We start from the raw sequence: 25,221 nt of genomic DNA, 5'->3' as shown, positions 1-25,221 counted from the left end.
CCTACTTTTTAATTTCTGCCTCTTTTACACTCAAAGAACCATCAGGAAGCAGGTAAACGCCTTCCAGGTAGTTCTTTTTCCCTGCGATTGTATCTTCGACTATCAGAGATGCCCAAGGTGCATCTTCCCAAATCATTTTCTGTACGTCAGCGTAAGCTGCTTGGCGCTGTTCAGGATCTGCCGTTTGTAACGCGGCGTTAATTAGCTGATCCGCCTTTTCATTTTGGTAATAGCTTACATTATAGGACTTCGGCGGAATTGCATCTCCTGCCAGTAACGGACGAATACCCCAATCAGCATCCCCAGTGGAAGAAGACCAGCCGCCATAGTAGAGCTCGACTCCGGCATCTTTCGCATCCTGAACGGACCAGATTTTATCCGTAAGTGTACCCGCCTCCATTGGTACTACATCTACTTTGATGCCCACTTGTCCCAATTGTTGTTGCAGGAACTCCATAGACTTCATCGCATCTGAGTTGTTTGCTCCCCATATGGTTGTCTCAAAACCTTTTTCATATCCTGCTTCTTTCAACAGTTGTTTAGCTTTTTCCGGGTCATATTGGTAAGTTTTTTGCTTGGAATAGAATTGAAGACCGGCCGGAATGACCGAATCCATTTCGCTTCCATATCCACGGTATACAACCTTTAAGAACGCTTCTTTATTAATCGCATAGTTAATCGCCCGACGTACCTTAACATCATTAAAAGGCTTCTTACTCGTGTTCATGGTCATGTAGCGGGCCACAATGGAAGGTTTATTTTCCACAACAATACCGTCTTTTCCATTGATGGTTTCCGCCTGTTCGGTCGGAACCGGATAAATAAAGTCAGCCTCACCAGTTTGTAACATCGCAATACGCGCTCCGTTTTCCGGAACAGGCTTAAACTTGATGTTATCTACCTTCGGAAATCCTTTTTCCCAGTAGTCCGGATTCTTTTCAACAGTCAAATGGTCACTTGGATCCCACTCCGTAAATTTGAACGGACCTGTTCCGACAGGGTGCATGGAGACTTCCTTCCCGTATTTCTTCAAAGCTTCAGGACTGATGATTCTCGCCGCAGGATGGGCAAAGTTATTTAGCATGGCTCCAAACGGTTCCTTTAACGTCACTCTAAAGGTGTACTCATCTACGGCTTCTGTTTTGTCAACCAGTGCAAACATGCTGTATCGTTTTAATTTATTATCCGGATTGGCGACCCGATCGATGTTTACCTTCACGGCTTCCGCATTAAATGGAGTACCATCGTGGAACTTGATTCCCTTCTTCAATTTGAAGGTGAATACTTTCGCATCATCGCTTGCTTCATAGCTCTCCGCCAATACAGGAATCATTTTCATATCTTTGTCGAAGCCAATCAACCCTTCATACATAGTTGCTTGGACGGAACCGGACAACGTATCGTTTGTGTCCTGCGGGTCCATGCTTACGAGGTTATCCTTGATTGCAATTGTAAGCTTGTTTCCGTCTTTTTTCGCGAGCGGTTGTTCTTTCTGCCTTATCCCTGTTTTCGGCTTCTGACTCTCATCAGACGAACTGGACTGACTGGAACAACCTGCAAGCGCGAGGCTTACGGCCATTAATCCAGTAAGCACGGTGGCCAGGTATTTTCTTTTTATCATTTTATTTCCCCCTTGATCATTTTTATTTACAAAAAACCCCTTAGCACTTGTGTAACGTAAAGGATGGAACCAATTCACCCACATTTTCTTGGCGGGCATTCTTCAGAACAGGGCGGTAATGATGCATTAAGTTGTTAAGCTGCTTATCATTGATGAAGTCGAGTTGTCTTAGCGTCTCCAGCGCTACTGGATAGGCAGCTCGTCCATTTCCATCTTCTATTTTTATCGCGATGCCAACTCCCGTTTCCCTATCTCCAATCAGGTAGACAGCCTCCGCTCCCGCTTTGCCAAATAAACGACCTCCAGCGGCTTTCATAAAATCGGTACAGAAGCGACCTGTCCCGCCTACCATCTCCGGATACTTCATCATGGCAGTGGTAATTCGGTTTACAGCTATAGCTCGTTCTTCTCCCAAATAATCAGGGCGAGCCATTCTGGCAAAGGCATAGGCAAACCGTTCCAGTGGCAGGGCATGCACTGGTACGCCGCAGCCATCTGTTCCCATTTCAATCTTTTCAATCGGATAATCAGCCACCTCAGAAATGGTTTTCAAAATTCTTTGTTGTACTGGATGGCTGGGGAGATAGTAATCTTCCAGCGTTTCTCCCAAGTGTTTAGCGGTCACCAGCATTCCTGTATGCTTACCAGAGCAATTGCTATATAAAGGAGTAAGATCCTTACCCGCTGCGATCAATTTCTTATATGTATCCTGCGCGTGTGGAATATGGGTTCCACATTGTAAAGCAGTGTCTTCAATGCCTGCTCGTCCAAGAATGGACAGTACCCGATCGGTATGCTGAGCCTCCCCGCTGTGTGAAGCGCAACATAACGATATATCCGATTCACTCAGCCCATAGCGGTCTCCAGCCCCTGTTTCCACTACCGGAATCGTTTGTAAAGGCTTCACAGAAGACCGAGCGTAGGTTACTCGATTTGGGTCGCCAAGCGAATATAACAATTTGCCGTCCGAACTAACGACAGCTATGTGTCCAGAATGTGAGCTTTCTACCCTTCCATCACGGTATACATCCACTAGTTTTGAAGAATACAAAACTTTGCACCTCTCCTCTAAAAATATATTTTCAGAATCTTTAGTCAATTGTATTATACAATACAACCCATTTCAACCTATTTTTTGAAGAAGGAAAAACAATAAAGATATAGAATTATTAATAAATAGGTTGAAATAGGAGGTAATGGTTATGAAAGTTTTCATTTCTGCGGACATTGAAGGAGTAGCCGGAGTCGTTCATCGTGAACATACTGCACGAGACGGACGGGAACATGATCGAGCAAGAGTTCTGATGACTGAAGAAGTAAATTCATGTATCGAAGGTGCTTTGTCGTGGGGGGCTACAGAAGTTGTCGTGAATGATTCACATGGAACGATGCGCAATCTGATCCCAGAAGCCATGCACCCGGAAGCGGAGTATATCACTGGTTCTCCGAAAATGCTTGCGATGATGGAAGGTATTAATCCGGAGTTTGATGCTGCTATATTTTTGGGCTACCACTCTAGGATGGGAAACCTCGGTATTTTGAATCATACCTTTCATGGAGGAGTAATCCGGAATATCAGAATCAATCACCAGGACATGGGAGAAATCGCACTGAATGCTGGAATCGCTGGGGTTTTCGGAGTACCTGTTGTCCTTGTCACGGGTTGTCAATATGCAGCCAAAGAGGCTTTGGACTTCATTCCGGAAATTGAAACGGCTGTCGTCAAACACACCATCAACCGGCAAACGGCAAAAAACTTAAGCCCACAAAAAGCGCGGTGCCTGATTAAGGAAAAGACGATTGCATCTCTTTCATGCCTTCCAAAGGTTCAATCTGTCTCTTTGCAAGGTCCTTTCCTAGTCGAAATCACCTATCTACATCCAGGTCTGGCTGATGCGGCTGAAATTCTGCCAATCGTCGAAAGAGTGAACTCTACAACCCACCGCTTTGAGACAGATGACTTCATCATTGCTTTTCGGTATATTCGCAGTCTGATTGCAATTGCGGGTGGACTAAACTAAGTAAGATATTCTTTCCCACTCCCAGTTCCCAGCGAAGGATTAGGAAGGGAACTAGGAGTGAAGAGCCTCGGAAAGGAAATACTCCGTTCTAAGGCATGAACGCTCTTATAAAAAATTTTTCATACAAATCGGTCTATTCTAAGTAAAATATCCGTTTAAAAATATGATAAAAAAAGACAGTTTCTCCAAAGCGGAAAAATCTGTCCGAAGTGAAATAAGGATAATTCATAAATTGTTCCAAATAGTAGCCTAATAGATAAATGAAATATACACGTTTTTTTCTTTTATCTTAACTGTTCGTATTGGCTTTTCAACTGCTCGACTTTTGCGGTAGCTAAATCAGGCAGCATAATTACCCTCTTTGTCCAATTTGGATATTCCCTCTTACATAGATATATATGAATCTAAAAAGTGAGGACTTTGGAATTAATCACTATAAATACGCTTTATATCCTTATACCTTCGTGAAGATTTTTCTTATCATTATTTGTAAAAAAGAGCCCTTCCGTATGATTGGAGTAAACGAACACCACTCATCATATGGAAGAAGCTCTATTTTACATGTAAATATCGCAACAAATGATTTTGACTGTTTGAGAGAACCAGCGAATAATCCTTATATGTGCCCTTATTATACAGCTGTATAACCGCCGTCTACAATAAGACTTGTACCTGTAACAAATGAAGCATCATCACTTGCAAGGAAGAGAACAGCTTTAGCCACTTCTTCCGCTCTGCCCAAACGGCCGATTGGATGTAAATCGATCAAACCTTGTCTTATCTCACCTTGTGCTTCCGCAATAAGTGGTGTATCAATATATCCAGGACAAACGGCATTGACACGAATGCCATCTTTCGCATAAGTCGAACCTAATGTTTGTGTTAATAGTTTGACCCCGCCTTTCGCAGCAGAATAGGCTGTTACCCCCGGTTTCCCTGCATGGCTATGGATGGAGCCTGTATTGACAATGGCGCCTCCAGTAGCTTGTTTTTGCATTTGTTCTATCGCATATTTATCGGAAAGGAAGACACCAGATAAATTAATATCGATGGTTTTTTGCCATTGCTCATAGCTTAACTCATGAATATTTCCGTCCCTGGCAATCCCAGCGTTTGCAAACATGATATCCAGTTTTCCATATTTGTTAACGGTTTCTTCGATCATATTCTTGATGTCATTTTCATTCGTCACATCCGTTTTAACAAAAAGAGTATCATACCCTTTTCCATTCAACTCTTCTGATACAGCTTGTCCATGATCGGCAAAATCTGCAATGACGACCTTAGCTCCTTCTTCTGCAAATAATTGAGCCGTACTGGCTCCAATCCCACTTGCTCCCCCTGTTACGATCGCCACTTTATTTTCTAATCTCATATTAAAACACTCCTTAGTTTTAGTTTCTAATATCTACTGGAATGGTAGGCATTTTAGCGAGCAGTTGCTCCGCCATCTATCACAAATTCGGCACCCGTTGTATAGGAAGATTCGTCCGAGGCAATGAAAAGCACCGTATTCGCCACATTTTTGACGCTTCCCAGATGCCCCAACGGGAATTCTTTACCCAATTCATCTTTTGTACTACCCGTTTGTTCGGATGCATAGTCTGCCATTCCGGTATCGATGTATCCTGGATGAATCGAGTTTACACGGACTCCTTTTGGAGCATACTCGATGGCAGCATCTTTTGTCATAACCCTGACCGCTCCCTTGCTTGCACCGTATAGAACATGGCCTGGAGCGCCAATCAAGCCTGCAATGGATGATGCGTTAATGACTGAACCTTTATTTTGTTCGGCCATCAGTGGCATGATATGTTTCATTCCCAGGAATACGCCTGTCACATTAATCGACATGAGACGATTCCATTCCTCCAGTTCAATCTCTGCAACTGGTTTAATGATATAAATACCCGCATTGTTGAATAAAACATCCACTTTCTTGAAAGTATCGATGGTTTCCTTAGCAACTTTTTTCCAATCTTCTTCTTTGCTGACATCATGACGGATGTATAGGGCCTCTCCCCCTATTGCCTGAATGTCTTTCACTGCTTGATCACCTGATTCTTGGTTTATGTCAGTAATGACGATCTTGGCTCCTTCTTTGGCAAAAAGTAAAGCTGTTTCTTTCCCAATCCCTGTACCCCCGCCAGTAATGATTGCCACTTTGTTTTCAAGTCTCATGATTTCACCAGATCTCCTTTACTTATATTCTGATACTGCCATCCTTAGAGGTTCTCACTAGACAAGTATTCCTATACAAGCAAATGAAGCTGACTTAACAATTGTCCATCCCTTTAAATGGAATGCCGCTAAAAAAAGCTTCATTGTCTGTCTATGCCTTTATTTTACTCCTCGCAATTTGAAATACTATCCTATAATATGCTGTATAATAATAGGGTAAGTATCCCCCTTATATAGGGGTATTTTGTTTAAGGAGAAGAGACTCGTATGACCCAGCACTCTCATGCTTATGAAGAGATATCGTTTCAGCAATTCATATTATTCATAAAAAGTCATAACAAACAGATTGAAGAAAATATCAATATTTATTTGAATCTAGAGCCCCTTATATTAGAAAATGAACGTGAGATGATACAAACATTACTGGAATCATTTCTACTATTTTTATCCGCTCCAAACATCGAAGACATAAATGAAACATACGATAAGTATTTGGAAACTTGGCTTCAATCACAGTTGCCCATTTTAAATGTGAACCATTTTAGCATGTTCCGGTTGATCTTTGAAAAGTCCATCGTTACCTTAATGGCCAACCTGAAACATGCCCATACCATTTCCATTCTAATGTTCTTATTATCCATTTTCTCTCACCTCATCCATAGCTATAACAAATGGATGGATGTCGAACCAGTGCAACTTTCAAAAACCCACGAAGAAAATGCTGAACTTAAAAGACTGCAACTATTAGACCAATTAGATGAGCTTTTAATTAACTCATCAGGAATCAAGGATTTTGCTCATATCCTAAAAAAATGTGAAGAGTTTTTTCACTATAAAAGATGTGTTTTTTATGCTTATATTCCTTGGTCCAATCAATTTTACGGCACCATTGGATTGGAGCTGCCTAAGATTCAAAGCATGAGAGGACAACTCAGCTTGAAGCAATCCTTTGTTTTCAATTCAAAAAAACCTGTATTTTTAAAGAATCCCAATCATTATATTAAAAAGGAACATATAACGTTGTTTAACCTTTCATCTGTCATATTTGTGCCGATTGTTCATGACCAGCAAGTTTTCGGTTGGCTGACCTTTGATCAATTAGGAGAGGAATTCGATTATTCAAAAGATGAACTAACTTTACTTGAACAGGTCGGAAAACGGTTAGGTTTATATTTATCAAGAAAGGATGATGAGGTTTCCATGGATACCGATCTACAATTGACGGAACGGGAATCCATGATTTTAAACTTGCTGGCGGAGGGGTATAACAATAAAAAGATGGCCGAATTATTACAATTAAGCGAGCATACTATAAGGGATTATGTAAGCAGTTTAATGACAAAGTTTAAAGCCAAGAACCGTACACAAGTCGTAGTCTATGGATTTCGCTTAGGTCTATTAAAGTAAAATCGAGTTTCCTTTAATCGTGATGTAAGTCAAAATAAACCCTTACATAGTTAGTTGTTGAATATATCATTTACAGTAGCTGCCATATCATAATCATTGGAAACGGCTTTGAAGAAAGATTCTGTCATGGCAGCCTACGATCCACTTCTGAAGGTATCAGTTCATGTACTCATATTTATAATCGCCTGTTTTTTCGATAGTAACATCCACCTGAATATTACGAATGGATTCTTCATTAAGGCTAAAATCCTCTTTAGAAACTTCTTTCCATTTTTTCAAATCCTTTCTGTAGATCACTCCTTCTAAATTATAGATGTCTATATTTTTTTCAAGAGCATATTTGTAAGTATCCCTAATTTCTTTCTCTAATGCCCTCTGTATTTTTTCTTTAAGGTGGTTTAAGGAGATGTTTTCTTCCATATCCATTACGGCGCCTTCTACTTCAATTGAAATATCGAATTCAACTTTATTATTTACATTGATTGGCTTTATATGGAATTTTGGCCTCATTAGAGATATTTGAACATTTTTGTTTTTGTTGATTTTTATTCCAATCGGGGACCTTACCGTTGATTTTGTTAACCATCTCATCCCCCCAAGATGTTTATTTGTTATCTCCCCCTTTAGTTGATTATTTTTAATGAAATAAGCCCCTGATAGTTTTACGGTATTCTGTGTTTTTTCTTTTGCTTTCCACACCTCAGTTTTTAAAGAAACCTTCGGTAGTTTTATTGTCATTCCTGTTTCATAATTTTGCGTATAAAATCTTTGGATCCTGATGGGTTCGACAAAGGATCTTAATTTATAAATATCATCCGGATTGAAAATGCTTGTTTGCACTGAAGAGCCGAATAAACTATTGACAAAGAGGATCTTTTCTAAGGAATCATCGGTTCCATATAACCAAGTTGTTTCCCTAATTTGCTGAAATCTTAAAATGGGATCATTTACGTTGACCAATCCCTGTTTTAGTAAGCTTTCAGAGAAAATGATCAATTTAACATGAGCCCAATAAATATACTGGTTTGACCTTTTATAAATGTCATTCATGGCCTCATTCATTGTTTTCCCGCGTCCCTCGGCGACCCAAACAGGTGTTGGTTTTGGTTCCAAGCCTTCTTGTTTAGCCACACCTGCAAAAGACGTCACCTGCACATAAATGACATACTGCCCATTTTGATAATCTATTCCCATTGCACTTATATATTGAATATCTTGAATATCCTTAGCATCCCAGCAACCACTTAAAAAAGCAAGGCTCATTACGAATAGTATAAATCTAAGGATTATTTTCATTAGCGATTTCCTTTTGTTCTGTCCTTAGTTTTCAGCATTTCGGCTCGTTTCTTTCTAAAGAGATATGGCCTCACAAAGACACCGCCCCCTAGAAGATCTTTTAAGGATAGTGGTGATATAGGCGCTAAGTAGGGTAAACCATAAATCTGCAGTCTTGATAAATAAAGGACAATGGAGAATACACCGAGAAAGAATCCGAATAAACCTAAAACAGAAGAGAGAAATAATACAAAAAACCTGGCCATGCTTACAATTCCACCTAAAGATTGATTGATTAATGTATAGGTTGCTACCGCAGTGGTACCTGCCACCACCAACATCGTCGGGGATGTAATCCCTCCTCTAATTGCCGCATCCCCTATAATTAAGCCACCCACAACGGCCAGTGATTGACCGATTGCTTTGGGGAGTGTGATCCCTGCCTCTCGAAACAACTCAAATAAACCCAAAATCAAGAAGGCCTCTTGTTGAGGTGATATAGGCAACCCAAATCTAGATACGGTTATCGTCGCCAAAAATGGGAAGGGGAGCTGATCTAATTGAAATGATATTAGTGCTATATAAAAACCTGGTAGAAATATTGATATCACTAGTCCGATAATGCGAAAGAAATATTCGAAATTTGTATAGTAAGATGGAGTATGACGATCTTCCGCGGCTTTTAACAATAATGTAATATTACCTGGTCCAATTAAGGCAGTTGGTGACCCATCCACTAAAATGGCAAAACGTCCATTATTTAAACTGGCTACAGCATAATCCGGCCTTCCCGTGTAATCAAAAAGCGGGATCAGGTTGAACTTACTGCCTGATAAAAATTCTTCAAGTTCAGTGGTTCCCAACAAGACATCAGTATTTATTGAAGTAATTTTCCTCTTTACCTTTTCAATGGTTTCTTGATTAACAACATCCTTCACATATAATAAATTGATTTTTGTCTTACTTCTTTTCCCAATGGTAAATGCTTGATTTTCGAGTGATGCGGTTTTATATCTTTTTCTGATCAACCCTAAATTAACAGAGATATCTTCAATAAATCCATCACGTGGACCTCGGATGGAAATTTCACTACTTGTTTCTTCGGGACTTCGATTAGGGATGCTTGGTAGGGAAAACATAAATAATAATTCCAATTCTTCAAATAGCATCAGGACCATCCCGGAAAATACGTTTTCCTCCACATCTTCTTTTGTTGTAGAGGAAGGGAAAACCCTGCTGACTTTAAATTCGTCCTGCGGATCCTCTATAACCTCTTTTTCCTTCAATTTGGCATTGATGAATACATTACCTTCAAGACGTGCGACTGATTCCCACAATTTTTTGACATCGACCAACACCTCTGAATAAATCAAAGTACAAATAAGGGGCGAATCTGTTTTCCTTTCAGATGTAATGGTATGCTTTTGGAATTTTACATCCGAGCTCATTCCGAATAATTCATTGAAATACTCCGTTTTTAGTTGGATTTCCGAAGAACTCCCCTTATTTTCCTTGTTCAATAGAGGCTCCATTCTTTTTCACCCTTTCTTTCAAAAAAATGACTATGCTAATGAAAAAGGTTATAACCAAAATGCTAATCACACTCAATTTAAAGTAATATCGTTCTGTAAAATCCCTGTATGCTGGCATGTCGATTGGTATACAAAGCGCAATGATTAAGGAGACTGATATAGCAAGCAATACAATATTTTTTATTTTTTTTGATTTAATTTGAAACAGTTCCCCCATTAGGAAAATCGATAACGATACACGGATAAATGCACCTGAAAGCCATTGGTATATTGATAAAAAGTCCAAGCGGTTCAAATACTTACCCATGGTTAGTAACCGCCATTGAGCGTATGCAGGATTGCTGATTTTAGCAGCCTGTACCGGACCAAACTCTGTAATGGAGCCTATTATGGGTCCCATACTGATAAACAAAAGAAATAAGCCTAAAAAAAGTAAACTCCTGAACTTTATTTCTGTCTTTACAAACTGTTGAAACAAAACGAGAAGAAATATCTCTGTAAAACCTCCACCTAGTATTACGACCCCGTCCCATACAGGTGTAATCCCATTTTCAAAAATAGGAAAAAGCAAGGAGTAATCCTTATACTGTATATTTGCCGTCATTATCATAAATCCAAGCGCCACAACAAGGGGCAAAACCAATCCCCCGGCAATGGCTATTGTTTTGATACCAGCCTCGGCAGCAATAAAACATAGGATGATGAAAGGTATAAATAGTATATATTCTGGCGTTTGAATCATATAAGTACTGTTTACCCAGGAAAATGTGCTAAATAAAGTGACAAACAAGTTTAATAAAATATATAAGAAAAGAAGGATTTTTATGGACCAGGCAGCGAGCGGGTGACTGTGAGTATGAAGCCAGCCAATGATATGCTGTTGCTTTGTTTTATGTATGATCCAATAAACCATGGGAAGCCAAAATAGAAAAAGCATCCCGGTGACTAAAGTACTGATCCATGAATCTCTTCCGGATGCACCAAGCAGTGAAGGTAAAACGATAACATGGTTCATCAACCCAATAGATAGAATCAGCACAATTGTTGCTTGAAAAGTAGAGATACTTTTTATCATGTGACACATCCCCTCTCTTTTAATATGAGGAGGCATTTTTGTTTTTATTCATACGGTGCATCATTTCTTTAATGGACTGATAGGTAATGGAACGCCCCTCCCGTTAATACGCTCCGCTGAGTCAACCGCCATTTATCATCGCCATAGATTTCCCACTGTTCCGTGGAGTCGATTTATTGATGCATGAGGTCGATGAAACCGATGAAATATTAATAATACTGCCTGTTCTTTCCTGTTCAATCCTCTTCATCGCAAAGATCTGGCAGGGTTGGGGTCCTTTAAGTTAAATCACTTATACCTTTAGGTTTTTCAATCAAATCCCAGCAAAGTTATATTCGGTTTCATCTGCCAACGCCAAACAGGCACCAGCTTTAGCTAGTGCCTGTTCCTTTTTATCCTTTAAGCATCCGCACCTTCCCTATATCCTCCCAGATTGAATGATACATTAAGATGTTAGTTTTGTAGGTTCTTCATTGATCATTTTTTCTATGCTACTGCTTTCTGCCTGATCCTCTTTTATCCATTTAATGAGCGATATCGGTGCCATCGCCATTATTAAGATGAGTGGAACGGAAGTACTGACTACTACTGATTGAAGAGCATGTGGTCCTCCACCGAACATCATTGAAAATCCTCCAAGCTCTATGACCAAAGCCCAAAACAATTTGTTCCATCCATCTGGCTCTTGATCTAATGACAACTTTTTGGATGCTGCGCTTGCTAATGAAGAGTCCAGTGTAGCAGAAAGAAAAGTAAGGGTGATAATGATAGTGGCAAACAAGGAAATACTGCCGCCGGGAAGGTCCTGGTAAATGGCAGCTTCTCCACCTTTCTTCTCTAAAATGTCAATGACAGGAACAAGTTTATTAAGTTCAAAGTAAAGACCTGTATTACCCATTATAGAAAACGCCGCCCAACACCCCACTGTTCCTCTCATACATTCAGCAAAAATGACTTGTCTTATCGTTTTGCCTTTCGAGATTTCCGCTACAAATATGCCCATATAAGGAGCACAAGCAAACCACCAAACTCAGTAGAATATCGTCCAAGCTTCTGGAAAGCTAGAATTGGCAACAGAGTCGGAGTAGAGACTCATACGAAAGAAATTCTGTAACAATATCCCAACGCTATCCGTAAATCTGGATATTATAAACAAAGTTGGACCAGCTAAAAGAACGAATGCAGAAAGTGCTAGAAAAAGGTACGTATTGATGTTAGCCATTCTTTTCAGACCTTTTTTCAGACCAAAATACGTGCTAACACAGAAATAGTACAGGAATTGACAAAGCAGCAAGAATAGCTAGAGCCGGCCAAAAGATTGCTTTATCAACATTTGATTGTTTCATAAAATAAGAACGCCTCTTTCATTGCTTTTTGATCGTATGAAAACTACACTTTCAGCTCTAGCTTTTATATCATTCACCTAACAAATGACCAACACATATAAAGCGCTTTCATTTTTATCAAATTATAGGTCTTTTATCGATTACAGACTAGCTTTGCATCGCCTTTGTGACTAATTGATGAAAATGTTTCAGGCCGTGCTCGGTCGGAGAATATACTCCTCTTCCACAAGCCCTAGAATGTAATCCACTTTGTAATAACTCAACTAGTTCGAAGTCTTCTTCTCGCACTTCATCTACAAATTTAATTAAATCTTCCTCTTCATCAGTTAAGTTTTCATCTGCAAAATAATAACGATAAATTGCCAATGAACTTTTTTCATCTACCGGGATAATATGGCTCGTCGTCATATTTCCAGTACCCGGGTAAATACTAATCATGGTATTGGGCCATACCCAGTAAAAACGTGCACCAGGACCTTCATCTTCATCACTTGCTGTTGTACACTGATAGGAAAAATTGTCACAAGGAATAATACTATATTTAGTTAAATCGAAGGCCTTCGAAAAGCTAGGATGGGCAATTTGACAATGATCACATTCCAAATAATTGTCAATAATTGATTTCCAGTTAGCATGAACAATTCGACGGTTTTCCCTGACCTTTTTTAAGGAACTTAGAAAAGTAAATTCTTTTATGTTATTTAAAAAAGATTGATAATCTGATTCAAAAGCAGGGGCATCCTGATTTAAATTTACAAATATCATCGACTGATGTACTTCTAATCGAATTGAAGTCATGCAGCTAGGCTTTTCTATATCATTTGTTTTGAAATTTGGAGTCCTATTCACCTTACCATCTAAATGGAATGTCCATCCATGATACATACACTGGAGAATTTTTTTATTGCCTTGCTCTGTTCGCTCGACTATCGCACCACGGTGAGGGCAAATATTATAAAAAGCATGCAACTCTCCGTCCTTGGCCCGTGTTACAATAATCGGCTCACCAACCAAATCAAATGTAAAGAAGTCTCCAACCTTCTCTACCTGGCTTGTATGCCCAACCATAATCCAGTTTTTATAGAAAATATTTTCCCTTTCCTCCGTCATGACTTCAGGATCCACATACTGATTATAAGGTAGTGTGAATTCCGACTTTTTCATATCTTCTTTTGTAGACATAATGGAAGTTCCTCCTTTAATTATACATAAAATTAAAGACTTGCTCTGAATAAGGATACAGGTATTACTCTTAAACCTCCTCTTCCAATTAGCATCATATTTCCTTATATCTGTAGCATGCTTTACCTAACCCTTATGCAAGGATAATGCCAATTCGAAAGCTCCCTATTATTTCTGATATTTACTAATTCGCCCTTCATTAATGTATAAAAACAGTTTATAATTGACTCAATTTAACCACAATAGACTCATTTTAGTTATTATTGACTCATTTTACATCTTAAAAGGAGATGAAGGGAGCTAACTCATGCAAAACTTAATGAATAATGAAGAAAAAATTGAAATGAGTGCTGAGATATTGAAAAAAATATTAGATCATTCACCTAATGAGATCTATGTTCTTAATAAAGATGCCTGCATTATTTACGCAAATAAAGCTTATGAAAGGCATTATGGAAAGCAGTTAAGCGAAATAGTTGGAAAGCATAATAATGAAATTTTCTCCAAAGGATATTGGAAACCTAGTATTTTACCCTTTGTTTTGAAAGAAAAGAAACCGGTTACAATAAAACAAGTTTCATATATTGGAAAGGAAATGATTACAACAGCTATTCCTTTACTCAACGATGAACAGGAAATTGAACTTATTATTACAACAGCACAAGAACCAAACTATAAAGGGTTATGCATTCCAGAAGAACAGGAACCAGAAGAGCTAAGCGAAAAGAATTCTTATAGAGAAAACGTAATTACGAACAACCAACAGATGAACAATGTAATGGAAGTATGTGATAAGGTTTCAATGGTTGATGCGACCATTTTGATTCAAGGGGAGTCCGGTACAGGGAAAGGAGTGTTAGCTAAATACATTCATAATAGAGGACTACGAAAGAACTCGGCTTTCTTATCAATTAACTGTGCCACTATACCGGAACAATTAATAGAATCAGAACTTTTCGGATATACGGATGGGTCTTTTACCGGGGCAAACAAAGGCGGAAAAAAAGGACTACTTGAAATGGCAAACGGCGGTACGGTATTTTTGGATGAAATAGGAGAAGTTCCGTTAAATATTCAGGCTAAGCTTTTACAGGTTATTCAAGACCTTGAATTTCTTCCTGTCGGGGGCAGAGAACTAAAGAAAGTGGACATTCGTATTATTTCCGCTACCAATCGAGACTTATTTGAGATGGTGCAGAAAAAACGATTTAGGGAAGATTTATATTATCGACTTAATGTAGTTAATTTACAAATACCGCCATTAAGGGAAAGAAAAGAAGATATCATCCCGCTATCTTACTATTTTCTTTCAGTATTCAATAAAAAGTATCAAGTTAATCGAATTATTTCGAAGGAAGTCCTCGATATTTTTTATGACTATCCATGGCCCGGAAATATACGGCAATTAGAGAATTTAATAGAAAGCCTAGTTGTTACGAGTGATGCTATCATTCAGGTATCTGATTTACCAATAATACTACAACAAAAAAATGCTCAAGAAACACCAAATCAAGAAACACCACTTAGTCAAAACAGCACAATCCAAGTCCAATCAAATCAAATGTTCCAAGATTATTCATTAGATACAGCTTTAGAAGAACTTGAAAGAAACCTGATTGTTACTTCTTATACAAAATTCAGGAATACAAGGAAGGTCGCTCATCAATTATCCATTAGCCAATCAAAAGCATCACGGTTAGTGCGGAAATACTGTAAAGATTTAGACCTTTATAATTGATTCCATAAAAAATAAATCATAAATATTAGTGGGCTTGTTAACGGCATGATCCACACGTGCGCGGAGACATAAAAAATGGGAAAAGATCCTATCCGATCAGATCTGGTTAGAATATAACCATCATTATAATCACCGACGGATTAAAGTGAAATTAAAAGGCATGAGCCCAGTAGATTACCGGGTTCATACCCACAAGGTTGCCTGGTGTCTAAAATTTTGGGGTTCACTTCAAATTTGAAGTCGTCTTAAATCCTTATTTAGCAAACATAACACTAACAAAAATTAACCCTAAGGAAAATAGGGAATTAATTGAACGATTTCAACTCTTTTTTTATCTGATAACGTTAGTCATTTTGTTAATCGTTTTTTTCTGTTTTTCCAGATAAAAACCATCCACCTAAAGCAATAAGTAGCATGACTGACCAAAAGATTATGTTCCAAATGGGCCCTTCAACAAAATCGTGAGGGATGATGTGCAGGGATGGATGTGCAAGTGTATGCATTAATAACTTCACCCCAACCCAACCAACAATTAACATGGCTGCCGTTTCGAGGCTAGGTCGTTCCGTCAATATCTTAACGAAGTATCCTGCTGCAAACCGAATGACAATCAAGCCTGCAATTGCTCCTATTAAAATAACAATGAATTTAGCTCCGTCCATACCACCTATATCACCCATTGGCGTATCTGGCAAAGCAAGAACAAGAGCAACTGCAGCTAAAATTGAATCAACGGCAAACGCAATATCCGCTAATGCAATTTGCGCAACAGTCATACGATAACTTTTGCCCTTTTTTCCATCTTCCCCGTGGTCCTTTTTAAGTAAATGTTTTATGGAAATGAAAATCAAATATGCAGCCCCAATTGCTTGAACTTGCCAAACGTGGAAAAGGTACGAAATGATGAAGATTGCACCGATCCTAAATACAAAAGCTAATAGCAATCCAATATTGATCGCTTTTTTTTGCTGTTCTTGTGGTAAATGCTTTGACATAATGGCTAAAACCAATGCATTATCAGCAGATAATAAACCTTCTAAAATAATTAAGATGATTAAAACCCATCCATACTCCAATAACAAAGATAGTTCCATTTTGCCCCCCTAAAATATCCCTTCATAAGCCAGTAAACATAATCTTGAACATTTTGCATTCATTAACAGTCATAAGTCACCCTTGAACTTTTTCTCATTCCAATATTGTTCCATTGTATCCACTTCCTTATTCAACACTTCAGTCCCGTTAGCTCTATAATATATTCTCTTATTCAGACATAGTTCCACTTGGATACGTTGGGATTTTTTCATCTTGGTGGACTAATAAAAAAAACTTGATTAAGGCCTGCAACCATCCGCGTTCGTTGAAGTATATAATCAAGATTTTTTTGTATAGATTTCTCCTCACTGTGCCATTAAATGATATTTCTTTAAAATGCCCATTGTGATGCTTTTAGCGTCTGCTGATGTACCGGAAATGTTCGTTACAAAAACATAATTGCGATCGTTTGTTTCAATAAAACCAACATACCAGCCCAGGTTTGATCCCTGTCCTGTTTTACCGTAAAGTGTAAAGTTGTCCCCTTCAGTCTGAACCATCATTCGTTTAACGGTTTTGATGGTATCCTTATCAAAAGGAAGATTCTCTTTATATAAAGATTCCATAAAATCCGCTTGTTCAATAGGGGAAATTTTGAGTGAGCTGCTTAACCAAAACTGATCAATTCCTCCACTAATATCTTGGTTGCCATAAGAAATTTTTTGAACCCACTCCTCCATACGATCCTCTCCAATATCTCGGGCCATTGCTTGATAGTACCAAACTACAGAGTTCCTTAAACCAGACCCGAGCGTATGATCCTGGTTCCAAATTTCGATTTCCCGTTTCACTCCATCCCAATATTTTATGTCATATTCATCTTCTACGGCTCCTACCTGTAATCCAATGAGTGCATTGGGTACTTTAAAAGTCGATTGCGGCGCAAATCTTTGAGCGGCTCGTTCATTATTATAAATAAAAGTCTTGTCTTTTTTCATATCACGTAATATAAAGGTTCCGTCACTTTCTGAAAAAAACTCATCGACGTCTAGCTTCTTCATATTTGGCTTGTCCTTGGCAGCATCAGCTCCAAAAGGTTGCTGCATACATGTAATTAGAACGAGTGCACCAATTAGCATCAGAACCTTACGTTTTTTCATATATAATCACCGCGATACATTTATTTACAATCTATTCCATTCTATCAGATTAACCGAATATTTTTAAGATTAAAAAAACGAATGTGAATTTAGAAACGGCCTTCTCGGAAAACCGGGAGAATCCCCCACATTAATGAACATCTGTAGTTAAATTTACTATGGTATCTAATTTTTTTGCTTTCTTTTCATAAAGAATAAAATTCAATAATTCTCCTAATAATAATTAGACTAATCATCAGGGAGGGATTTATGTGGATGCTAATCGTGTGAAACAGATTCTATCTTCTTCATCTGACATTGAGGTAAGATATAATGGAGCTTCAGTTTGGATTGATAATTTAAATGCAGATGGTAGAACAGCTACAGTACATCTAAGAGGGCCATTGGAGGAAAGATCTGAGGTCGGAATTGAAGATCTTAAAGAATTTTAAAGAACTCTTCAATTAAAATTAAGCTCCTCTCGTTAAGAGAAGGGCTTTTACTTATTCACCAATAATTTTTGACCGATATAAATTTTGTCCTGGTCTTTAATTCCGTTCAGGCTAACTAGGGATTTTACGGTTGTTTTGTGTTTTTTTGCAATCAAGCTAAGTGTGTCGCCTTTTTTTACAGTATAATTTGCAGATGGAGATTTTAATGTACAAGAGCTATTGGCTGTCCTAAAGGTATTTACGGTTTTTGTGAAATCCCGATAGGCTACATTTAGATCTACCTTTGTGCTGATGCCGCTTACTTGACCTGAATCTGAATGCTGCCAAATGTCTGTGTGACGTCCCAACGTGCTGTTATATCGTGCGATCCATAAAGCGTATTTCGATAATCTTGATTCATCTAAAGTATTTTCAAGAAATGATTTTCCAGTATAAAGCATAGCAGTGTGTCCCGCTTCCTCAATAGCTTCTAAAAAAGCTATTGCAGCATCTGTCAGTGTTTTTTTCTTAGCCTCTTTTTTATTTTCTTCAAGGTCAAGAACAATAGGGTAATTTAAAGCAACAAAACGGATAGACTCTAAAAAATAGGCAGCCTCAGCCTTTGCTTCCTCAACAGTGGCAAACTTGGCATAGTGATAGGCCCCGACTTTTAATCCGGCTTGAAGAGCTTTAGGAGCATTTTCTTGAAAATAGGATAGCTTAGAATAGCTGGTTCCCTCGGTAGCTTTAATAAATACAAACTGCACTCCTGCCTTTGCAACTTTATCCCAATTAATCTTTCCTTGCCAGTGCGAAACATCAATCCCCTTTAAACGAGTCATATTATTATTCTCCTCCTCTTTTTCGTAAATTCACTGACATATTATTTCTACAGCATAAGATTGTGTTCCACGTTCAAGTCATTCCATAATAATATGTGACTTTTCTTGAAGAAACTTATAGTTCCTTTGCCATAAATACGCTGTTCGTGTCCTCCTTGTAATCGGAAAACGGCTTACAATATTGGAATTCGAAACTTGCATATAGTTTTCTTGCCGGCATGAAAGCATCCATTGATCCCGTTTCCAAACTTAAACGCCGATATCCACGTCGCTTGGCTTCATCAACTATGTATTGAAGTAGTTGTTTTGCAACACCTTTTTTTTGATGTGCTGAAGCCGTTCGCATTGATTTTATCTCTCCATGTTGACCATCAAGTTCTTTAAGCGCCCCGCATCCAACTAAAACATCTCCATCCCATACGCTCCAGAATGTAATTTCTGGTCTCCGCAATTCCTCTAGATTTAAAGCATGTATACTTTCCGGCGGAGAATGCAGGGTCATACCATGAAGGTGCTCCCTCACCAATTCAATCACTTCATATCCAGTTAAATCATCTATTTTAATTTCCATAAAAATACCCTCCCAAACATTCTAATGAAAATGGTGCCAAAATCTTTTCCATGTTCACTCTCCTTCACAATTCATATTTTACCATTTTTTATTTATTGAGTTAATCTACCCTTTAGTTCAGTAAGAAAAAAGCAGGGACACACCATATATCCATGATCCCTAACAGCTGCCTTTGTCCATATCATTCATGATAGCCCTCCAGGTTTTAATAATTTGGCAATCTCCAGGACACTTTTATTAGGCAAGGGGGTTTTTCATGTCAATTCTCATTTCCGTAAGTTAAAGCAGCTAGCTAGTTTTACTTAAACATTAGAAGAAAACCCCTGAAAATTCAATTTCAGAGGTTTTCTTTTTTTGAATATATAAAGGAAACAGTGCCCATCTTTATGAAATAACGAAATACGGTCTCATCATTTCATAATCCTCATGCTCCAAGATGTGACAATGCCATACATACCTGCCTGTATAAGGACCAAAATTCATGATAATCCGCGTTACTTGTCTCGGATTGGCTCTTACTGTATCCTTCCCTCCTCGTTCTTGTGGTTCGGGTGGGATTGCTGGGCCAGTGTAATGGATGACACCTTCCTTATTATATTTATCGACATCGAAAGGTCTTCGGTCTATCACCAGGAAATCAATTAAGTGAACGTGAATTGGGTGTGTATCCGTAGTTAAGTTTATAAGATACCATATTTCGGTTGATCCTAATTTTGCATTTTCTGTTACGGGGGCATCCCACTGTTTATTATCCAATAACATAAATTCACGGCCGTACTTATCCATATTATCATTTAATGTTAGATATCGTATCTTGGAAGCTGACTGTTCATTCATTTTTGGAAGTGGCATCATATAAGCCGGAATAACGCTGGTGTCAATACTTGTAAGAGGAAGAGTGATTCTGAATTCCATCACTACCCCAACTGCATTAGCGGGATCTCCATCAGGATAGGGAGCCGGGGCGTCATTTGTCACGATAATGTTCTTTCCAGCAAGATTAGTAAAATCAATGATGACATCCGCTCTTTCTGCAGGAGCAAGTATGATTTCTTTAACCCCTATCGGATATTCCATTAAACCGCTATCTGTCCCGATTAGATAAAAGCGTTGCCCTGAATCAAGCTTTATCCTATAAAAACGTGTGTTAGATCCATTTAACAGCCTGAATCGGTATTTTCGTGGTTCCACTTTTAAATAGGGCCATACTTTGCCATTAACAAGAATGGTGTCCCCAAAAAATTCAGGAACGATCGATGTTTCTAATTCCCCGATCGGTTTATCTGGCTGGTTTGGATAAAAAAGAGCGCCATTTTCATGAAAGGACCTGTCTTGAATTATTAGTGGGATTTCATATTCACCGCAGGGCAAATTCAATACACGTTCCTTTTTATCTCTGATAAGATAAAAACCTGCCAGTCCCGCATAAACATTGAGTCTGGTAATCCCAAGTGCATGATCATGATACCATTGAGTAACAGATTTTTGGTTATTATCATATTGATATACTTCCTTTTTAAAATAAGGTCCTACTCGTTCGAATCTTTTTGTAAACCAAGCCTCCGGGTAGCCATCACTGTCCGATTCAACACTAGCGCCATGTACGTGTACCACCGTTCGAACTTCCGGTACGTCAACATGGGCACCATGAACCGTATTGTCTACCGGAAAAAGATGCTTATCTGGAAGGTTATTGATCCATTTAATAAACACTTTCTCTCCGCTCTCTACCTCAATTGTAGGTCCAGGATAGCTGCCTTCATAGCCCCATACAGTTGTATCATTTAACTCACTATGGAGTGATTGCTTAAATTCCGTCATCTTCACTTCATAATAAGTATGAACCGGATCTTTCCATCGAGGTTTTAAAATAGGGGGAATGGGGAGTTCATCTACAAATTTAGAGAGAATCATATTTTCGCTCCTTTTGAACGGTTGCTGATCATTACCTTCTTTCTAAATTTTATTAAAAGTACTAGTCCTGTATGACAATTCAAATTAATATTAGGGTGAAAATAGTATCCAGCCCTATTAGCTACAAAAAGGATTACCGCAGCAACCCTTACTGTTGGCTGTTCTTTACACCGTTATTTCTTTTTCTGATTTAAGTTGCTGAGCCATTACCTGTTTCATTTACTAGAAATCATTCTAAATTAGCTATCCCGCTAACCACTTCATAGTTCAATATGAAAAAGCCTTCGCTGGTTCTTCGACTTTAGAACATGTTTGGGAAATCATGGTGAAACATCCGTAATAAAATATACACTGATTGACAACGTTAAAAGTACTATCAGAAGAGCCTGCAAACATATACCTACAATACTACAAATCTTTCCTGAAGAAGATAGCCTTCTACCTTGTTGGTTGGACTTTTCTATCTCTTTCATACTTTTTGATGAGAGCAATAGCCCCACAATACCAAGTACTAAACCTATATAAGGAATAATGATGGACAAAATTCCTAGCGTTAATGAATAAATAGATTTTCTATTTGTAGTACCTTCCATAATTCCCCTCCCTATACGATTCTCCTCTTAGATTGTATTCAAAATGACTATCTATTATTAAACATCCGGCCTCTTTATTTCTGCACAAGTAACCATTTCTTTTCATACGTGTTCATTCAATGTTCAACAACTAATCTGCCCCAGTTAGGAAGAAAAGTTAGTAAAATTCAAAAAAAATCCCTCTTTCACCATTGTTGCTTGAAAACATTCATCAAATAATTACTCTCTTATCCAATCAAATGGAGTCATGCACGCGTAAAATATAGAAAAATTAGGTGGGGGTAATAATAATATGAATTTACGAGAAATACAGGGATCATATGACCTTGTAGCTAGTTTAGGTTCTTGGTGTGGTCCTGCACTACACACAAAACGTCATAATTTAAGAAGGAATTCCTTTCCATTTGATTGGGTTCAATCCCCCTATCTCACCGATGTAAATAAATTGTTAAAAAATAGATTTGAGGGCTATATGGAGTTAGGAAATATGGTTGAAAAAGATATACTGGCACATTTTGTTGATGAAGGAAATACTGTCTTTGAGCAGGGAGGTACTGAACCGGCCAAGGCACATTTCATTCAAGATAGCTATTATCATATAGATTCCGTCCATGATTTCCCTAAGGTTCCCAATCAAGATTGGATTGTTCAATATCCCTCTTATAAAGAAAAATTGAAGCAACGGATTGAGAGATTTTTTACACATATTACTCAAAGTCAATCTATTTTATTCATAAGATACGAATGGGAAAAGGCGAATGCTGACGAAGTCGTTGAATTACAATCTATCTTGTCTGAAATAACAAAGGGGAAAATAAATATCCTGATAATGGAGCGCGTTGATGGTTTACAGGGGGTAAAAGAAGTGAACTGGGGTTTGAATGGGATTTGTTTAGTACAGGTTCCAAGTCAAAACCCTGATGATCATGCCATTTGGGATGAAGTCCTTAAAGGAGTAACTCTAACAAAGTAATAAATAGAAGAATAAATACTGCTTGGCAGTTCTTAAACAAACTACTTATTTGAAAGACAGAGGTATAGGACAAGATGAACTTCATTTACTTTACTGGTTTGATCATCCAAGATTGTCATTCCTTTATTCTGGAAGCTTCTAACTGAGGGAAGAATGATGAGAGCAAACTAGATGGCCTTCCTTTTAAAAGTCCTCCGAGGTTCAAGCTGTAGACAAACTTTTTGAAAATTGCGTTTGTCTACAGTCTAATTTAATTAATTATTAAAATAGATTATTGCAAATTTAAGCTAACCAATGTTCAGGAATCCTTAAAGAAGGTGGTAATTTAGTCGTACTATCACCCTTAGCCGAGTTTACTTGTGCTTGAGTAAGAAAGATACTTCCCGTGAGATTAGCCCCACTTAAATCAGCATCTCGCAAGTCTGCACCAATAAGGTCAGTCACTCTCATGTCAGATTCTCTAAGGTTACAGGCTATGAGCAGGGCGCCTCTTAAATCGGTTCCTTTAAGGTCAGCACCTCTTAAATTAGTACCGATAAGGTCACTTCCCCTATTTATTTTGCTTTTTTTTCTTTGACTTTTGTTGTTCTTAACTTTTGCACGTACTAATTCACTTGTTTGTAGAAGTAAGTCATTAACAATAGCTCTATGAGCTGGTACATTTAGTTCCATGATAGATTTTGGATTTAGAAAAGTGAGTTGTTCAGTTTCCGTCAATGCATCCTGCAATTCTTTATAAATAGGTTGAGCTTCTTCTAAGTTTAGTGCTTCATTTAAGTAACAAAGCATCTCGTGAAGTTGTTGCATAATTGGAAATACATCGAACATTTCCTTTGCTGACGCTGGGTTATTTCGCCAATCATTTCCTTGATATGTCACTTGCGAAACCTTTTGACCTGCCCCAAAGCACTCATATACAGTACAACCTCGATAACCTTTCACTCTGAGATTTTTATGAATCCCACAACGATAATCTGATTGCAAGTTTTTGCAAGGAGTCCCTCCATCTTTATTAAGAGCAAAATCCGCTGATTTTGCATAAGGCAAAGCTACACAGCACAAACCAAAACATTTTTTACAGTCTGCACTAAATTCATTTTGAATATTGTCATTATTCAATTGACTAGACAATACTTACACATCCTTTAATGAAAAATTACTTTTAAATGCTTATCTTGAGAAGTGTTCATCTACAAGAATAATACCATATAAAAACAATCATCATTATGATTATTCAGACTGTAGACAATCTCGATAATAATGGAGTTTGTCTACAGTTTTTTAGGATTTAAATAGACCGTTGATTTCCACTCCGCGGGTTTTAATCAAGAAATCTATCTTTATAAATTGTAATTCCTCTTTCTCAAAGTTTGAGCAGCTAATAACTATTAAATGCCATTATTGTTGAGTTTGATATTATCGCTTTAAAAAGCTCCTCGAATCAATTGATTCGAGGAGCTTTTAGATCCATTAGAACTACTATATCTCTAGAACTGCAGTATAAGGGGTTTTAGAACACTCGTTTTGCTAATTATGATAATCGGTCCAAATTAATTGTTAATTTATATCGATCTGCACGGTAAACGGATCTGACAACCTCAAGTGGCTTTTTTGTATCAAGGGTGCTTCTTCGTTCAATTAGCATTACCGGGGAACCTTCTGCAATCTCGAGCATTTCCGCCTCCCTTTTTTGAGCAATGGAGGCTTCAATCACCTGTCTGCCATGTTGGATTTTTACGCCAAACGTTTTTTCTACATAGCTATATATGGAGGTTGCAGCTATTTCTTCCGTGAGACCGAAGGCAAGTTCTTTTGAAATATATAACTTTTCATATGCCATCGGCAACCGATCAGCAAGCCTTATACGTTTGAGCTCGAAAATAGTTGTTCCCGCTTCAACCTCAAGCTTTGCCGCAAGATCCTGATCAGCTTTGACCTCTGTAAAACTGATTACACGTGTACTTGGTTCAAGTCCCCTTAAACGCATATCCTCTGAAAAGCTTGTTAATCCTTGTAGGGGTTGGTCGAGTTTTTGGTGGGAAACGAATGTTCCTTTTCCGCGCTGCCTGTATAAATAGCCATCATTCACAAGATTAGAAATGGCTTGTCTCACCGTCATTCTGCTTATTTGATATTTTTCAGTGTATTCTCTTTCTGAAGGGATCATTTCTCCTGGCTTTATCTCATGCTTTTGAATCGATTGTTTAATTGTCTCTTCAAGTTGATAATAAATTGGAAGCGGAGATTTCTTTTGGATCATCTAGCGTACATCTTCCTTTCATCGTGATGTTATTTTGACTGGCATCCTGATTAGGAACATCTCAAGTAAAAAACTCACGATAAAT

21 protein-coding genes and 2 pseudogenes are annotated in these 25,221 nt (G+C 38.2%); 6 read left to right on the top strand and 17 right to left on the bottom strand.

The window, feature by feature from the left end; all coding sequences use genetic code 11:
• Position 1 precedes the first annotated feature (1 nt).
• On the bottom strand, positions 2 to 1,621 hold the full coding sequence (locus ACQKMH_RS19925) for a glutathione ABC transporter substrate-binding protein (RefSeq protein ID WP_427589149.1): 1,620 nt from the start codon (positions 1,619 to 1,621) through the stop codon (positions 2 to 4).
• Positions 1,622 to 1,661: 40 nt separating this feature from the next.
• Positions 1,662 to 2,672 carry an asparaginase gene (locus ACQKMH_RS19920; protein ID WP_427589364.1) on the bottom strand — a complete coding sequence of 337 codons (1,011 nt, stop codon included), beginning with the start codon at positions 2,670 to 2,672 and terminating at the stop codon, positions 1,662 to 1,664.
• A gap of 151 nt (positions 2,673 to 2,823) precedes the next feature.
• On the opposite strand from ACQKMH_RS19920, the gene ACQKMH_RS19915 reads away from it, so the two are divergent.
• On the top strand, positions 2,824 to 3,642 hold the full coding sequence (locus ACQKMH_RS19915) for a M55 family metallopeptidase (RefSeq protein ID WP_427589148.1): 819 nt from the start codon (positions 2,824 to 2,826) through the stop codon (positions 3,640 to 3,642).
• Positions 3,643 to 4,273: 631 nt separating this feature from the next.
• On the opposite strand, the gene ACQKMH_RS19910 is transcribed toward ACQKMH_RS19915, so the two are convergent.
• Together ACQKMH_RS19910 and ACQKMH_RS19905 are read right to left on the bottom strand one after the other, a co-directional pair.
• Positions 4,274 to 5,017, bottom strand: coding sequence for an SDR family NAD(P)-dependent oxidoreductase (locus ACQKMH_RS19910; protein ID WP_427589147.1), 744 nt, complete (start codon positions 5,015 to 5,017; stop codon positions 4,274 to 4,276).
• A 53-nt stretch (positions 5,018 to 5,070) separates the two neighbouring features.
• On the bottom strand, positions 5,071 to 5,823 hold the full coding sequence (locus ACQKMH_RS19905; protein WP_427589146.1) for an SDR family NAD(P)-dependent oxidoreductase: 753 nt from the start codon (positions 5,821 to 5,823) through the stop codon (positions 5,071 to 5,073).
• Between the two features lie 267 nt (positions 5,824 to 6,090).
• Between ACQKMH_RS19905 and ACQKMH_RS19900 the strand changes: the two genes are divergently transcribed.
• Entirely contained in the window at positions 6,091 to 7,230 is a 1,140-nt protein-coding gene (locus ACQKMH_RS19900) for a LuxR C-terminal-related transcriptional regulator (RefSeq protein ID WP_427589145.1), read from the top strand.
• 156 nt (positions 7,231 to 7,386) lie between these two features.
• Here ACQKMH_RS19900 and ACQKMH_RS19895 read toward each other — a convergent pair whose 3' ends face one another.
• The 5 genes and pseudogenes from ACQKMH_RS19895 to ACQKMH_RS19875 all read right to left on the bottom strand — a co-directional run bounded on the left by ACQKMH_RS19895 (position 7,387) and on the right by ACQKMH_RS19875 (position 13,640).
• Positions 7,387 to 8,526 carry a Ger(x)C family spore germination protein gene (locus ACQKMH_RS19895; RefSeq protein ID WP_427589144.1) on the bottom strand — a complete coding sequence of 380 codons (1,140 nt, stop codon included), beginning with the start codon at positions 8,524 to 8,526 and terminating at the stop codon, positions 7,387 to 7,389.
• The gene (locus ACQKMH_RS19890; RefSeq protein ID WP_427589143.1) at positions 8,526 to 10,037 is read right to left on the bottom strand and encodes a spore germination protein; all 1,512 of its coding nucleotides are present in this window, start codon (positions 10,035 to 10,037) and stop codon (positions 8,526 to 8,528) included. The genes ACQKMH_RS19895 and ACQKMH_RS19890 overlap by 1 nt, the downstream gene beginning before the upstream one ends.
• Positions 10,009 to 11,112, bottom strand: a complete 1,104-nt coding sequence (locus ACQKMH_RS19885) for an endospore germination permease (protein WP_427589142.1) — start codon at positions 11,110 to 11,112, stop codon at positions 10,009 to 10,011. The genes ACQKMH_RS19890 and ACQKMH_RS19885 overlap by 29 nt, the downstream gene beginning before the upstream one ends.
• Before the next feature lie 445 nt (positions 11,113 to 11,557).
• Positions 11,558 to 12,406, bottom strand: a pseudogene (locus ACQKMH_RS19880) (BCCT family transporter).
• A 199-nt stretch (positions 12,407 to 12,605) separates the two neighbouring features.
• Positions 12,606 to 13,640: an aromatic ring-hydroxylating oxygenase subunit alpha gene (locus tag ACQKMH_RS19875; protein WP_427589141.1), complete on the bottom strand. Its 1,035-nt coding sequence runs from the start codon at positions 13,638 to 13,640 to the stop codon at positions 12,606 to 12,608.
• A 319-nt stretch (positions 13,641 to 13,959) separates the two neighbouring features.
• Between ACQKMH_RS19875 and ACQKMH_RS19870 the strand changes: the two genes are divergently transcribed.
• Together ACQKMH_RS19870 and ACQKMH_RS19865 are read left to right on the top strand one after the other, a co-directional pair.
• Positions 13,960 to 15,378, top strand: coding sequence for a sigma-54 interaction domain-containing protein (locus tag ACQKMH_RS19870; protein ID WP_427589140.1), 1,419 nt, complete (start codon positions 13,960 to 13,962; stop codon positions 15,376 to 15,378).
• A gap of 109 nt (positions 15,379 to 15,487) precedes the next feature.
• A pseudogene (locus tag ACQKMH_RS19865) lies at positions 15,488 to 15,616 on the top strand (IS3 family transposase); the annotation flags it as partial.
• Between the two features lie 118 nt (positions 15,617 to 15,734).
• Here ACQKMH_RS19865 and ACQKMH_RS19860 read toward each other — a convergent pair.
• On the bottom strand, positions 15,735 to 16,472 hold the full coding sequence (locus ACQKMH_RS19860; protein ID WP_377358018.1) for a TerC family protein: 738 nt from the start codon (positions 16,470 to 16,472) through the stop codon (positions 15,735 to 15,737).
• 306 nt (positions 16,473 to 16,778) lie between these two features.
• On the bottom strand, positions 16,779 to 17,573 hold the full coding sequence (blaOXA, locus tag ACQKMH_RS19855) for a class D beta-lactamase (RefSeq protein ID WP_427589139.1): 795 nt from the start codon (positions 17,571 to 17,573) through the stop codon (positions 16,779 to 16,781).
• A gap of 251 nt (positions 17,574 to 17,824) precedes the next feature.
• Between blaOXA and ACQKMH_RS19850 the strand changes: the two genes are divergently transcribed.
• Positions 17,825 to 18,004 (top strand): small, acid-soluble spore protein, H family, encoded by a 180-nt coding sequence (locus tag ACQKMH_RS19850; RefSeq protein WP_427589138.1) that lies wholly within the window; start codon positions 17,825 to 17,827, stop codon positions 18,002 to 18,004.
• Between the two features lie 47 nt (positions 18,005 to 18,051).
• Here ACQKMH_RS19850 and ACQKMH_RS19845 read toward each other — a convergent pair whose 3' ends face one another.
• The 4 genes from ACQKMH_RS19845 to ACQKMH_RS19830 form a co-directional block, all read right to left on the bottom strand.
• The gene (locus tag ACQKMH_RS19845; RefSeq protein ID WP_427589137.1) at positions 18,052 to 18,825 is read right to left on the bottom strand and encodes a GH25 family lysozyme; all 774 of its coding nucleotides are present in this window, start codon (positions 18,823 to 18,825) and stop codon (positions 18,052 to 18,054) included.
• Positions 18,826 to 18,940: 115 nt separating this feature from the next.
• Positions 18,941 to 19,396, bottom strand: a complete 456-nt coding sequence (locus ACQKMH_RS19840; RefSeq protein WP_427589136.1) for a GNAT family N-acetyltransferase — start codon at positions 19,394 to 19,396, stop codon at positions 18,941 to 18,943.
• 384 nt (positions 19,397 to 19,780) lie between these two features.
• Positions 19,781 to 21,310 carry a multicopper oxidase family protein gene (locus ACQKMH_RS19835; protein ID WP_427589135.1) on the bottom strand — a complete coding sequence of 510 codons (1,530 nt, stop codon included), beginning with the start codon at positions 21,308 to 21,310 and terminating at the stop codon, positions 19,781 to 19,783.
• A gap of 320 nt (positions 21,311 to 21,630) precedes the next feature.
• Positions 21,631 to 21,903, bottom strand: a complete 273-nt coding sequence (locus tag ACQKMH_RS19830) for a DUF4190 domain-containing protein (protein WP_427589134.1) — start codon at positions 21,901 to 21,903, stop codon at positions 21,631 to 21,633.
• Between the two features lie 292 nt (positions 21,904 to 22,195).
• Between ACQKMH_RS19830 and ACQKMH_RS19825 the strand changes: the two genes are divergently transcribed.
• Positions 22,196 to 22,876, top strand: a complete 681-nt coding sequence (locus tag ACQKMH_RS19825; protein WP_427589133.1) for a DUF1796 family putative cysteine peptidase — start codon at positions 22,196 to 22,198, stop codon at positions 22,874 to 22,876.
• Between the two features lie 282 nt (positions 22,877 to 23,158).
• On the opposite strand, the gene ACQKMH_RS19820 is transcribed toward ACQKMH_RS19825, so the two are convergent.
• Both ACQKMH_RS19820 and ACQKMH_RS19815 read right to left on the bottom strand, forming a co-directional pair.
• Positions 23,159 to 24,007, bottom strand: a complete 849-nt coding sequence (locus ACQKMH_RS19820; protein WP_427589132.1) for a pentapeptide repeat-containing protein — start codon at positions 24,005 to 24,007, stop codon at positions 23,159 to 23,161.
• Between the two features lie 400 nt (positions 24,008 to 24,407).
• Positions 24,408 to 25,136, bottom strand: a complete 729-nt coding sequence (locus ACQKMH_RS19815) for a GntR family transcriptional regulator (RefSeq protein WP_427589131.1) — start codon at positions 25,134 to 25,136, stop codon at positions 24,408 to 24,410.
• Between the last annotated feature and the right edge of the window lie 85 nt (positions 25,137 to 25,221).

It is taken from the genome of Peribacillus sp. NPDC097895 (assembly GCF_050277555.1).
Lineage (GTDB): Bacteria > Bacillota > Bacilli > Bacillales > DSM-1321 > Peribacillus.
This window is presented reverse-complemented; position numbering and strand designations above follow the sequence as displayed.